This is a genomic window from Phytoactinopolyspora halotolerans, assembly GCF_010550675.1.
Lineage (GTDB): Bacteria > Actinomycetota > Actinomycetes > Jiangellales > Jiangellaceae > Phytoactinopolyspora > Phytoactinopolyspora halotolerans.
In genome coordinates, this window is sequence record NZ_JAAGOA010000012.1 from 1 (window position 1) to 13,068 (window position 13,068).

At 65.7% G+C, this 13,068-nt stretch carries 9 protein-coding genes and 1 pseudogene; 8 read left to right on the forward strand and 2 right to left on the reverse strand.

Annotation, left to right across the window (positions count from 1 at the left end; translation table 11 throughout):
* From G1H10_RS17015 to G1H10_RS17025, 3 genes and pseudogenes are all read left to right on the forward strand, one after another.
* Positions 1 to 191: pseudogene (locus G1H10_RS17015) on the forward strand (carbohydrate ABC transporter permease); the annotation flags it as partial.
* A 7-nt stretch (positions 192 to 198) separates the two neighbouring features.
* On the forward strand, positions 199 to 1,209 hold the full coding sequence (locus tag G1H10_RS34610) for a carbohydrate ABC transporter permease (protein WP_163739964.1): 1,011 nt from the start codon (positions 199 to 201) through the stop codon (positions 1,207 to 1,209).
* A gap of 94 nt (positions 1,210 to 1,303) precedes the next feature.
* Positions 1,304 to 3,694: a glycoside hydrolase family 3 N-terminal domain-containing protein gene (locus G1H10_RS17025; protein ID WP_163739966.1), complete on the forward strand. Its 2,391-nt coding sequence runs from the start codon at positions 1,304 to 1,306 to the stop codon at positions 3,692 to 3,694.
* Here the strand turns inward: G1H10_RS17025 and G1H10_RS17030 are convergent.
* Entirely contained in the window at positions 3,666 to 5,321 is a 1,656-nt protein-coding gene (locus G1H10_RS17030) for a GH39 family glycosyl hydrolase (RefSeq protein WP_163739968.1), read from the reverse strand. The two genes, G1H10_RS17025 and G1H10_RS17030, sit on opposite strands and share 29 nt — an antisense overlap.
* 291 nt (positions 5,322 to 5,612) lie before the next feature.
* On the opposite strand from G1H10_RS17030, the gene G1H10_RS17035 reads away from it, so the two are divergent.
* Positions 5,613 to 6,656, forward strand: coding sequence for a LacI family DNA-binding transcriptional regulator (locus G1H10_RS17035; protein WP_163739970.1), 1,044 nt, complete (start codon positions 5,613 to 5,615; stop codon positions 6,654 to 6,656).
* A gap of 501 nt (positions 6,657 to 7,157) precedes the next feature.
* A complete protein-coding gene (locus G1H10_RS17040) occupies positions 7,158 to 8,756 on the forward strand; it encodes an alpha/beta hydrolase-fold protein (protein WP_163739972.1) in 1,599 nt (532 codons plus the stop codon).
* Positions 8,757 to 8,799: 43 nt separating this feature from the next.
* Here G1H10_RS17040 and G1H10_RS17045 read toward each other — a convergent pair whose 3' ends face one another.
* Positions 8,800 to 9,633 carry an IclR family transcriptional regulator gene (locus tag G1H10_RS17045; protein WP_163739973.1) on the reverse strand — a complete coding sequence of 278 codons (834 nt, stop codon included), beginning with the start codon at positions 9,631 to 9,633 and terminating at the stop codon, positions 8,800 to 8,802.
* Between the two features lie 134 nt (positions 9,634 to 9,767).
* On the opposite strand from G1H10_RS17045, the gene G1H10_RS17050 reads away from it, so the two are divergent.
* The 3 genes from G1H10_RS17050 (at position 9,768) to G1H10_RS17060 (ending at position 13,063) form a co-directional block, all read left to right on the forward strand.
* On the forward strand, positions 9,768 to 11,027 hold the full coding sequence (locus G1H10_RS17050; protein ID WP_163739976.1) for an ABC transporter substrate-binding protein: 1,260 nt from the start codon (positions 9,768 to 9,770) through the stop codon (positions 11,025 to 11,027).
* Between the two features lie 69 nt (positions 11,028 to 11,096).
* Positions 11,097 to 12,038 carry a carbohydrate ABC transporter permease gene (locus G1H10_RS17055; RefSeq protein ID WP_163739978.1) on the forward strand — a complete coding sequence of 314 codons (942 nt, stop codon included), beginning with the start codon at positions 11,097 to 11,099 and terminating at the stop codon, positions 12,036 to 12,038.
* Positions 12,035 to 13,063 (forward strand): carbohydrate ABC transporter permease, encoded by a 1,029-nt coding sequence (locus G1H10_RS17060; RefSeq protein ID WP_216853365.1) that lies wholly within the window; start codon positions 12,035 to 12,037, stop codon positions 13,061 to 13,063. Before G1H10_RS17055 ends, G1H10_RS17060 begins: the two co-directional genes overlap by 4 nt.
* The last annotated feature ends 5 nt before the right edge of the window (positions 13,064 to 13,068 follow it).

Here is a 13,068-nt window from a genome sequence, read left to right on the forward strand (position 1 = left end):
CGTTGATCCTGTGGGGCACCGGGGGCGGGCCCGGTCAGGGCGGGCTGAGCGTGGTGGTGCACCTGTACCGCACCGCGTTCACCTCGTTCCAGCTCGGCTACGCCTCGGCCATCGGCGTCGTGCTCGCGTTGATCATCATGACGCTGTCGCTGGTCACCCTGAAACTCTTCGGCTTCTTCAAGAAGGAGTGAGACGGCCGTGACAAGTGAGAACAACAGCGGTCAGCACGCACGGCCCACCACCGGCACCACCGGCACCACCGGCGCCGGCGCCGGCGGTGCGGGTGCGGGTGTCGCGGTCCAGCCGGGCACTGGCGGCGTGCCCGGCGATGGTGACCCGCGCCGGTGGCCGGCGAGTCTGCACCCGGACGGCCGGCGCCGCCGGCTGCACGGCGGACCGAAGAAGGTGATCGCGACCGCGTTGGTCACCGCGGTCGCGGTCGTGTTCATCATCCCGTTCTACTGGCTGCTGATCAGCGCGCTGCGCCCATCGGAGCGGATCTTCGCCGACGCCGGGGACTTCCTCCCCTCGGCGATCACCCTGGACAACTTCACCAACCTGTTCAACCAGACCCCGATCCTCACCTGGTTCGCCAACTCGGTCATCCTCGCCACCGGCTCCACCATCGGATCGATGATCGTGGTCACCATGGCCGCCTACGCCCTGGCCAAGATCGAGTTCCCGCTACGCAACACCATCTTCGTCGGGATCCTGGCCTCCCAGATGCTGCCGTTCCACCTGCTGCTCATCCCGCTGTTCCTGCTCATGATCGACCTCAGCCTGATCGACACCCACCTCGGCGTGATCATACCCATGCTGGCACACCCGTTCGGGCTGTTCTACATGCGCCAATACATGCTCGGCCTACCCCAAGAAGTCTTCGACGCCGCCCGCGTGGACGGCGCCTCGGAATACCGCATCTTCTTCGGCGTCGTCGTCCCCATGGTCAAACCCGCCATGGCCACCCTGGCCATCATCTTCTCCCTGGAACAATGGAACGACCTGCTCTGGCCCCTGATCGTCATGCGCTCAGAAAACAACTTCCCCCTCTCCGTCGGCATCACCACCCTCGTCGGTCTCTACCGCCCCCGCTGGGACCTGGTCATGACCGCCGCCGTCCTCGCCGTCGTCCCCATCATGATCCTGTTCTTCCTCCTACGCCGACAATTCATCAACGGCCTCGGCCAATTCGGAACCGGAACCAAATAACACCCATGATCATGAACAGAAACCATCCACATAACACGACTTCTGTTCATGATCATGGGGACGCGTCCCAGCCAGAAGCAAAGAAGGAGCGAACGTGCCGAACGGCCACTCCCCCACCCGAACCATCTACAGTGACCCGGGCGCGTCCATCGAGGACCGAGTCGACGACCTGCTGGGACGGATGACACCAGACGAGAAGCGTGCACAACTCGGCAGTGTGTGGGCCTTCTCCCTGTTGGAGGGCAACAGGCTCGCTCCACAGCGGGCGCGTTCGGTGCTAGCCCAGGGCCTCGGTCACCTGACGCGTCCCGCCGGGTCGACCGGCATGAGGCCGCGCGACGTCGCCCGGTTGACCAACGATGCCCAGCGGTTTCTCGTGACCGAGACGCGGCTGGGCATCCCCGCCATCGTGCACGAAGAGGTCTGCTCAGGGGTGATGGCCCGCGACTCGCTGATCTACCCGCAGGCGATCGGGGTGGCCAGCACGTGGGACCCGGAACTCAATCGGCAGCTGGCCGACTCGGTCCGCATCCAGATGCGGGCGATGGGAAGCCATCAGGGCTTGTCGCCGGTCCTCGACGTCGTCCGCGATCCACGTTGGGGACGCACGGAGGAGACCTACGGTGAGGATCCGCATCTGGTCGCCCAGATGGGTCTGGCATTCGTCCGTGGACTCCAGGGCGGCTCGCTCGCCGACGGGGTGATCGCGACGGCCAAACATCTGGTCGGGTATGGAGCATCGGAGGGCGGCATGAACTGGGCTCCCGCGCACCTGCCGCCCCGCCTGCTGCGGGAGGTCTACCTGTATCCCTTCGAGGCGGCCGTGCGCGAGGCCGGTCTCGAATCGGTCATGGCCGGATATCACGAGGTCGACGGCGTCCCGTGCCATGCGAACCATGAGCTGTTGACCACGGCGCTGCGGGACGAGTGGGGGTTCGCCGGCACCGTGGTATCCGACTACTTCGCCGTGGAACAGCTGTCCTCCTACCACCAGCTAGCAGTGGGCAAAGAGGAGGCCGCCGGGCTGGCCCTCGATGCGGGCGTCGACGTGGAGCTGCCCGCCACCGACGCCTACGGCGAGCCGCTGGCCGATGCGCTCGTGGCGGGACGGGTCAAGGACGACCGGCTCGACCATGCGGTGGCGCGGGTGTTGCGGCACAAGTTCGAACTCGGCCTGTTCGAGGACCCGTATGTCGACGAGTCGGCCGTGGACGGGGCCGTCATGACCAAGGGGCAGCGAGCGCTTGCTCTAGACATCGCTCGTCGCAGCATCGTGCTGCTGAAGAATGACGCGACCGTCCTGCCGCTCGACGACGGCGTGCGATCCGTCGCCCTCATCGGCCCGACCGCCGACGAGGCCCGCCATCTCCTCGGTGACTACACGTTTCCTGCGCATGCCGAGACGCTTGCCGTGGCACGCAGTGAGGGCGGTCTGCTCGGCGGTGACATGTCCATACCGGAGGACCTCGAGATCAACGAGCATGTCGACGGCGTGCCGACGGTACAGGACGCGCTGGTGGCGCGGCTCGGTGACCGCCTCCGGCTCGCGGTCGGCTGCGAGATCGACTCACCGTCGACCGACGGATTTGCGGATGCCGTGGCAGTGGCCGCAGCCGCCGATGTCGCGATCATGGTTCTCGGTGACCGCTCGGGACTCACCATACAGTCGACGTCGGGCGAGTCTCGCGACCGCGCGTCCCTGGACCTCCCTGGCGTGCAGGAAGATCTGTTTCGGGCGGTAGCCGCCACCGGAACCCCGATCATCGCTGTGCTGGTCGCCGGCCGGCCAGTCGGCAGTGACTTCCTGCACTCACACAGCAGCGCGGTCATCATGGCCTGGCTGCCGGGCGAGTGCGGCGCCCAGGCCATCGCTGAGACATTGTTCGGCGACAACAACCCCAGCGGGAAGCTGCCCATCTCCTACCCGCGCGGCGTCGGCCAGATTCCCGTCTACTACGGTCACAAGCTCTCCGGGGGCAGATCTCATTGGCACGGAGACTACGTCGACATGCCGACGAGCCCGCGGTATGCGTTCGGTCACGGACTGACCTACACGACGTTCACCGTCGAACAGGCCGGCATCGCTCGCTCGGAGGTGGTCGCCGGCGAGAATGTGGACGTGGAGGTCGTCGTCGCCAACACCGGCCAACGAGCCGGTGAGGACGTGGTCCAACTCTACGTCCGTGACCCCCAGGCCAGCGTCACCCGTCCGGTTCTGGAGCTGAAGAGCTTCGCCCGTGTCTCGGCCGCGGCCGGAGAACGGAAGACTGTGCGATTCCAGCTGCCCACCGGGCAGCTCGGCTTCTACAACCATGACATGGAGTACCTGGTAGAGGCCGGAGCCATCGAGCTGCACGTGGGGTTCGCCTCCGACGCGCTCGTGCACGCCGGCACGGCCACCGTCGCCGCAGTCAGGGACGGCCGGCCAATTCCTCCGGTTTACACCGGGTCGGTGGTCATCGAGCCGACTGCCACACGGACATGACAGCCCATGGGGGGAGGTCGATGTCGAGGGCAAGCACCCCGGTGTCCGGGACGGTCAGCGTGTAGCGCAGGAGCGAATCGGCGACATCACGCAGGTACGCGTTCTCCGCCCGGGATGGGTTGATCGGAGATCCCATCCGATACCAGGCCTCGGCGACGTTTCCGTGCTCGACGTCCATGATCTCGACCATGAACGTGGTGCCCGGCTGAAGGCCGTCGATCCGGTGCCGGATCCTCCGTTCTGATCCCAGCTCGGCAAGCGCGCGTGCCTCCCGGTATGAGCCGCACGAACCGACTGACGCCCCACCCATGTCATCGGGGTAGTTGAAGAACAGCCCGGATACAGCCGACGTCTCGCTGTCGCGAGTGATCACCCCATGGGACGTCTCGAGCAGCAGCCGATCGCCGAGCCGTTCGAGCATGGCGAAGGCATGGAAGGTGGGCTTGTGGATGCCCTGCTCGTTGACCAGGCCGAATCCTCCGTGGAACGGCCCTATCCCGGCACCTCCCTCCTCGAACACGTCCGTGAAGGTCCAGTACGAGATCGAGTCTGCCAGGGCAGCGCATGTCAGATACGCTCGCGTGATGTACGTGGCGGCGAACAGTGAATCGTGGATGTGATCGCGCGACGACGGCGACGAGGACCACTCCGTGATGTGAATCTCCGCACCGGGATAGGCGCTGTCTGCGATCAGCCGACGAAGCAACGTCAGGTCGTCGAAGGTCGCATCGGCATAGCGTGCGATCTGCACTCCTTCGCCGTCGGAGTCGAACGCGAAATCGGTCGGATACAGATGGGTTGAGACGAAGTCGACCGGCAGTCCCCGGTCGGCACACCAGTCGAAGAAATCCTCGATCCAGACCGGGCGCCAGTCGAGCGTGTCGACATCGGTCGCGACGGCTGTCTCGTGCATCGCCGAGCGGTCCTCGGTCTCGCCCTTGTAGCGGTCGTCAGGCACGAACACACTCGTGGAGGGCCCACCCACCTTCAGCTCGCGGTCGATCTCCTTGATCGCCGTCACGGTCTGCGCGTACAGCTCGAAGTACTCGGTCTTCGTCCCGGTCCAGAAGTGCGGAACCAGGTTCGGTTCGTTCCACACTTCGAATCGCCACTCCCTCACCTCGGCCGATCCGTACCGCTCGATCCAGTGCTCGACCGTCCTTGTGACCAGCTCCACCCAGCGCGCCATGTCCTTGGGCGGGCTGCAGTGCGCACCCCACCAGAACACCGTCTCCTCCACCGTCGCCAGTTCTCGCGGCATGAAGCCCAGCTCGACGAACGGACGGGCGCCGCATTCCAGGATGAAGTCGAACACCTTGTCCACGTAGCTGAAGGTGTATACCGGCGACGCAAGGCGCTTGTTCGGGCCGAAGCCACCGCCATAGCTCTCCCTATACACGAACATGTCGTCGTGGAACACGCCATGGAATCGGATGTACCGGAACCCGAGCGTATCGACGGCTTCAGCGAACTGCCGCTGCCAGTCCGCACGTAGCGCTTCGTTCGCCCGCCCGGCGCCCACGCATTCTCTCCACACGTGCTTCAGAGGGCTTTCCTCGCATAGGTCGCCATCGATCCGGAATGGGGAGTCCGCCCGGAATGTGGTGCCGAACGTGTCGCGACTCATCTATGCCTCACTTCTCTTCGCTTATCGGGCGTGGATTGGAAGCGGAATGGCAAATGACGCCCGTAGCTCTCCGCCCCTGCCCACATCAAGCGACAGACCTGGCTGCCAGTGCCCGGACCCGCTCCCTCATGACACCGATGACCCGAAAATATTTCGAAAATGTTCGAACGTATTCGCACGATATCCAGGGCGCCCACCATCGTCAATAGGCGATCACCGAGAACCATCACCGTAGAGGACGAAGATTCGACATGGTAGGTTCGAAATACTTTCGACGACGAGAGGAGTGCCATGAGCGGTCGGCCCCGTTCCGAGCGGGCCACTCTGGCGGACGTCGCCCGCTTGGCCGGCGTCTCACCCGCGACCGCCTCGAAGGTTCTCAACGGACGCAGCGACGTCGCCTCGCACACCCGTGACCGCGTCCTGCGCGTCGTCGCCGAAATCGGCTACAGGCCGACGACGGCCCATCAGGCACAGACGCGACATCGGACCCTCGTGACCGTGCTCGACATCGTGGAATCCCGTTATGCCGCCACAGTGCTTCAAGGAATACTCGTGGCCGCGACCGCCGCGCAGGCCGAACTTCTGCTACGCCTGCCACCCGACGAATCAGTCGGCACAGGCCGAGCAGCGGCGCGCTCCTGGATCGCCGAACTGAAGTCGTCCGGTGCGATCGGGATCGTCGAACTCGCCGTCACCGTGCCCGACGCGGTGCTGCTTGCCGCACAGGACCTCGAGCTGCCCGTCGTGACCATCGACCCGATCGACACAACCGGTTCTCGTGTCGTCAGCATCGGCGCCACCAACTGGGCCGGCGGACGGTCGGTGACCGACCACGTCCTCGAGCTCGGGCACCGGAGGATCGCCTGGATCGGCGGACCCGTGCGCTCTGCCCCCTCGGCCGAACGCTTCCACGGATACCAGGCCGCACTCGACTTGGCCGGAATAGCGCCGGACCACGAGCTGATCCGCCACGACACCTTCTCCGTCGAGGCGGGCCACCGCCACGGCCACGACATCCTCACCCTCGACGAGCGCCCGACCGCGATCGTCGCGGGCAACGACGAGATCGCCGTCGGCGTTCTGGCCGCTGCCAAGGAGCTGGACATCGCCGTCCCACGTCAGCTCTCGGTCACCGGGTTCGACGACACGCCACAGACCGAGTGGACCACCCCCCGACTCACCTCGGTTCGACAGCCCCTCACCGGGATGGGCCGGATGGCCGTCGAAACCGTGCTCAGCATGGCGGACGGCACCCAGCCCGTATCCAGACACCTGCAGCTGGCCACGAGTCTCAGCGTCCGCGACTCGACAGGACCCGCGTTCTCGTCCTGATCCGCCGGTATCGCCGTGATGACTAGTGCTACTGATCGAGCAGCCACTGGAGAATCGACATGTCCTCGTACGTGGGCCCAAATGCGGCGTGGCAATCGGGCTCGGAGAACGCGCTGTTCCTCTGCCGTATGGCAGCAGTTCGGCGCCCTGGGCGCCTTTCAATGTCAGTAGACATCGACATCCCGCTGGTCTGCGCGGGATATCCGCCCATTCTCGCGCCGACGCTCGTCGTCGTCCTCATCTCCCAACGTCGTTTCGTCGCCGCCCTTCTGCAGGGCTCTGTGAAGGGGTGGGGAAAGCCGCTCGGCGCTGGCGGATGAGCCCGGTCCGACGGACTGACTGTCCACAGCAACGACGCTGACAAGGCGGTTGCATATATTGCACTTACTGTCATGTTATATGCAACTCGATCTTGACACGCCGGATGTGCGTCAGCCATGGTTTAACGATCAATGATCGGCGAGGCTCCGCTTGATCACTCGCCCAATGAAGGGAGAGGCAATGCCCGTGGCACATCCCGATCACCTCGCGGCACGGCACGTGGCCCGGCGACTACGGCGGTCGATCCTGGCCGGCTTGGTCGTGGCAGGCGCGCTGGCCGCCGGAACGCTCACGGCTCCCGCGACGACGGCCGAGCCCGCGGCCGACCTGGGCCCCCAGGTGGTCCGCACGGACGCACCGCCGTCCGGATACTCGGTCACCTTCAGATACGACGCGCCCGACGACGTGGAGGCCGTACATATCTATGGCGACTGGTTCTACTCTCAGCCTGAGAGCGTGACCTGCTTCGACTGTGGCGACGGCCGTGACCCATCACAGTGGCGACCGGGCGACATCGCCGCCACTCCGTGGAAGACCCTGGCGATGGAGCGCGGGGACGACGGAGTCTGGTCGATCACGGTACCGCTGCCCGCGGGCAGCTTCCGCTACGCCTTCACTCACGACTGCACCGACGAGTTGGCCACCGGATGCACCCTGCACGACGACCCGGCCAACCGATGGCAGATCCAACCGCAGTACGAGGGCGCGCCTGGTGCTGTGCGTAGCACGATCTACGTCCCGGAGAGCAAGAAGTTCCCGACCTACGACACCGATGACCAGGCTCCACCCCGACCCAACAAGACCGGGACCTTGGAGTCGCGCCGCTATCCGTCGCCGCAGTCCACCAACCCCGTAGGCGTCCATGATCTGGTCGTGTACCTTCCGCATGGGTACGACCCGGATCGAGCGACGCCGTACCCGACGCTCTACCTCAGCCACGGCGGCGGCGATCACTCGATCGCGTGGACCATGCAGGGCGTCGCCCACCACATCCTCGAGAACGCCATCCAGGACGGTTCAGCTCAGCCGATGGTGATCATCTCCACCGATTTCAACGGACTGCCGGGCGGGAACGAAGGTTACGTCGACGAACTCAGGGACAACGTCATCCCGTTCGTGGAGCAGAACTACAACGTGTCCGATCGAGCGGAGGACCGCGCATTCGGGGGCTTCTCCGCGGGTGGCAGCCGTGCCTACACGGTCATGTACGACCACACCGAACTGTTCGGCTATCACGCCGCATGGAGCGCCGGTGAGCGCGAGGCGAACGAGGCACAGATCGACCGCATGAAGGCCGTGACCGGAGGCATCATGATCGGCACCGGCCTGCAGGACCATTTGGGCAACATCGCCGAGAACTCGCAACTGAACGCGGCCGCTCTGAAGGCAGCCGGCGTCGATATCGACGAGCACAACGTGCCCGGCACCCATACCTGGCACGTCTGGCGCCCGCTGCTCAATCACTACCTGCGGGAGCTGGCGTTCAGCACGACGTCGACCAGCCTGGAGCTCGACGTGACCCCGGCTGGGCATGCGGATCGCGTGACGGTGACGGCGACCGCCACGGTCGACGCAGTGACCACGAGCATCACCGCACCTACGGGCAAGGTGGACTTCTTCGCCGGCGACCGCCATCTCCGATCCGCACCGTTACGCGACGGCGAAGCTCGCATCCGCACGTCCATCGACAAGGCAGTGCTCGACGAGCCCGTGGTCGCCCACTACCACGGCGATGATCTGTTCAGCGGGTCGGACAGCACGCCGGTGACCGTTCGCTGATCTTTCCCTTCCGGCTCCTTCCACCAATCAGGGGCGGCACCTCTCACCCGCGGAGGTGCCGCCTCGACGCCCGCGCGGAGGTCGGCCCCTCGTGGTCAGCCGTCCCGACCGACCCGCCGGGCGCGGTCTCGGCCGAGTGTCCGAGCTCGGCCGAGATCAGCGCCGCCGTGTCGAGGAGGAGCGGAAGCCTCGCCTCCAGCTGCGCCAAGGTGGCGATGACCTCGATCGCGGTGATCGAGACCGCGGCGACCACTTCGCCACGCGAGTCTCTGATCGGTGCGGCCACACACATGACGTAGGCGTCGTGTTCGCCGTTGTCGGTGGCCCAACCGCGCTCCCGGACCTGAATGAGCTCGAGCTCGAGAGAGGCCCGGTCGGTGAGGGTGGTGTCGGTGTGCCGCTCGAACCGGACGTGCGACAAGAGGCGGTCGCGCTCGTCCCGCGGCAAGTACGCCAGAATCACCTTGCCGACCGCGCTGGCATAGATCGATACGGCGCGCCCGATTCGCGACGGCAGCTTCACCGCATCGAAGGCGGGACTGTCCACCTTGTCGATGTAAATGATCTCGTCGCCGGTCAACTGGGCGAGATGCACGGTATGCCCAGTTTCGCGCTGAAGCCGCCGCAGGTGGGTCGACGCGAGCTGGCGCAGGTCCATCGAGCCGAGCGCGACTTCGGACAGTTCGATGAGGCCGCTGCCGAACACATAGGTGCCCGCTCCTGTCTTCCGAACGAACCGCGCGGCTTCGAGCGTCTGCAGGATCCGCAGGGCCGTCGACTTGTGGACGCCGAGCACGACCGCCGCCTCGGTGAGCGACAGCGGGCGCTCCGCGGACCTCCGGATGATCTCGATCGCCCGCTGGACCGTCTGTGCCACGACCCCTCCGTATTGCAGTAACTGCAACCGTTCACGACTCCAACCAGAGCCGCGCTTGACAGCGTTGCATATGTTCTTATGATTGTGGCACGACTTTAACGATCAACCACCTATCACCTTCTGAGGAGCGCCCGATGAGGACACCTCGCGTTCGCCGCGTCACGGTCGCCGCGGCAGCCGTCGGCCTTGCCGCAGTCGTCTCGACCGGATGTGGTTCCGACAGCGAATCCGGGGGTGGTGAATCCGAGGGGGGCGTGACCACGCTCGCCTTCGCCGCCTCGACCTTCGGCGACCCGGGCCGCGGCCCGCAACTGCAGGAATGGATCGACGAGTTCAACGCGAGCCAAGACGAGATCCGGGTCGAGGCCGCGTCGGTCCCCTACCCCACGTTCGGTCAGACCGTGCTGACCCAGATGGGCGGTGGTGAGGGGCCAGACCTTGTCCGCTTCGACATGCCCGAGTTCGAGGCCGCCTCGGACGCTGGCCTGATCGCGCCGCTCGACGACCTGATCGACGTCAGCCAGTATGAGCTGCTTGAGCAGCCGGATCAGTTCATGGTCCACGACGGCGTACGGCACGGGATCATCTTCGAGGCGTCCAACTACGCGATGTTCTACAACGCCGACCTGATCCCCGAACCGCCCACGACCTACGAAGAATTCTTCGACACTGCCCAGTCGCTGACGAGCGGCGATATCTTCGGCCTGGCGTTCCGTCAGACTGAAGCCGAGGAGGCGGGCGTCTGGCAGGACATCTTCAACTACGTCTACGGCTTCGGCGGCGCGTGGTCCGACGGCGAGAACCTGACGATCAACGCGCCGGAGAACCTCGAAGGCCTGCAGGCCTACAAGGACCTCTACGACGCGAACGTCATCCCGCGCGGCGCCGACGCCGCCACGTTCCGCCGCATGTTCGCCGAGGGCAAGGTCGCCATGGAGCTCAACAACGGCGGCTACGCCACCCACCTGCGCGCGGAGAGCCCGGAGCTGAACTTCGATGCCGCCCCGATCCCGTTCCCCGTGCGCAGCCAGGGCTCCATCCTCGCGCCGATCGTGATCAATGAGGCGAGCAGCGCCAAAGAGGAGGCGGCCACGTTCATCCGCTGGGCTCTGGAACCGGAGAACCAGGTGAAGCTCCAGGAGATCCTTGGGGCGAGCAGCGTGGCGACGGCCACTGAACGCAGCTCCGAATCGCTACAGGACATGCCGTACCTCACAACCTTCGACGACCTCACTGAATCAAGTCTTCCGCAGGTCGTCCTCGGATTCGAAGCGCAGACGCCGGACATCCGCAAGATCGTGGTGCAGAACGTGATCGCCGCGCTGCAGGGTCAGGTCGATCTCGAGACCGCTCTGGACAACGCCCAGGAGCAGGCGACCGACCTGGTCGGCTGACGCCACGGCGCCGGGGGCGAGGCGCACTCGTCCCCGGTGCCGGACCACGCAACGAAGGACACCCACCCGATGACCGTGATCGAGCAGACCCGAGCGCCCCGATCCGAGGCCCGGCGTCGGCGTAGTCCACTCGGGAGCCGGTGGACGCCGTATCTGTTCCTTGCCCCAGCGGCCCTCTTCATCGCCCTGTTCCAGGCCGTTCCACTCGCTCAGGAGATCTTCCTGAGCTTCACCCACACATCTCTTCTGAATCCCACGAGCAACACATGGGTGGGGCTGGAGAACTACGCCCACATCTTCAGCGACGACGAGTTCCACCGCACTCTGACGATCACACTGGTCTACGTCGTCGTCTGTGTCGTCGGCTCCGTCGGTGCCGGGCTGGGCGTGGCCCTCATCCTCAACCGGAGCTTCCGTGGCCGGGGCATCGCCCGTGCGCTCGTCACGGTTCCATGGGCCGCTCCGGGTATCGCGGTCGCCCTCATCGCGACGTGGATGCTCAACCCCCAGTACGGGATCGTCAACCGGTTCCTCAACGCCGTCGGGCTCGGCGTTCCCGGGGGCGCCATCCTGGACAGCTCGACCTACGCCCTCCCGGCGATCCTCGTGACGACCACCTGGCAGCTTTTCCCCCTCACCTCCGTGGTGCTGCTCTCGGCTCTGCAGGCCGTCCCGAAGGATCTGACCGAGGCCGCGACCATGGACGGTGCCGGTCGATGGTGGACCTTCCAGGCCGTCACATGGCAGGTCATCAAGCCCACGGTGGGTCTGCTGGCCCTGCTCATGACCATCTGGTCGCTGCGTCGCTTCGAATTGATCTGGCTGATGACCAAAGGCGGTCCGGTGGGCTCCACCGAGACGCTCGTCATCGACCTCTACGCCCAGGCATTCGACTCCAAGCAGCTGGGCACGGCGGCAGCCATCGGCATGGTCGGCGTCGTCATCTCGCTCATCGTCATCGCTGGAAGTCGATTCGTCGCGCGCGCGGCGGAGAAGGAGAACATCCGATGAGCGGCGAGATGCCGAGCGAGCGGAGCGGCCGGCACAGCGAGGAACGAGCGCAGCCGCCCGCGGAGCAAGCGAGAAATCGAGCGCGACCAGAACACACGAGCGGCGAGATGCCGAGCGAGCGGAGCGGCCGGCACAGCGAGGAACGAGCGCAGCCGCCCGCGGAGCAAGCGAGAAATCGAGCGCGACCAGAGCCGACGAGCCGGCTCCGGATCGGTCTCACGCTGCGCATCGTCGCCGTCCTCGCCGTCATGGGGATCGCGATCTTTCCGCTGTACTGGATGTTCGTCACAGCACTGTCGAGCGACGCCGACCTGTTCGCCTCTGACGCTCGGCTCCTCCCGGACTTCTCCCAGTTCGGCGTGTTCGTCGACGCGTTGGCCGAAGGCGAGACGGTGCGCTGGCTACGCAACAGCCTGGTGATCGCCACCGGCACAACGGCCCTGTCGATCGTCCTGGGCATACCCCTCGGCTACGCGCTCTCGCGATTCTCGTTCCGAGGCAAGGCCCTGATGACGGTCGTGCTGCTGCTGACCCAGATGCTTCCCGAGGCGCTCATGGTGGTGCCGCTGTTCTCGCTGTTCAACCGTTTCGAGCTGCTCGACTCCCTGGTCGGGCTGATTCTGGCGAACGCGGCGTTCGTGCTGCCGATCGCGGCGCTGATCCTCAAGGGCGCGATCGACGGTATCCCGCGCGAGCTGGAGGAGGCCGGTCGAGTCGATGGTGCCCGGCCGTTCACCATGCTGACGCGCATCAATGTCCCCCTGATCGCGCCGTCGATTGCGGCCGCCGCGGTCATCGCGTTCTTCCACGCCTGGAACGAGTACGTCTTCGCGGTGACGTTCATCTACTCACCAGAGATGCAGCCGGCGTCGGTGGGTATCGCGAGCTTCATCGGCGAGGTCGGCACCCCTGTCCAGACCGTCATGGCGGTGGCCTTCATGTTCACCCTGCCCGCCGTGGGCTTCTATCTGTTCGCACAGAAATACGTGGTGGCCGGCATGACCGCCGGCGCCGTGAAGGGCTAACCCCG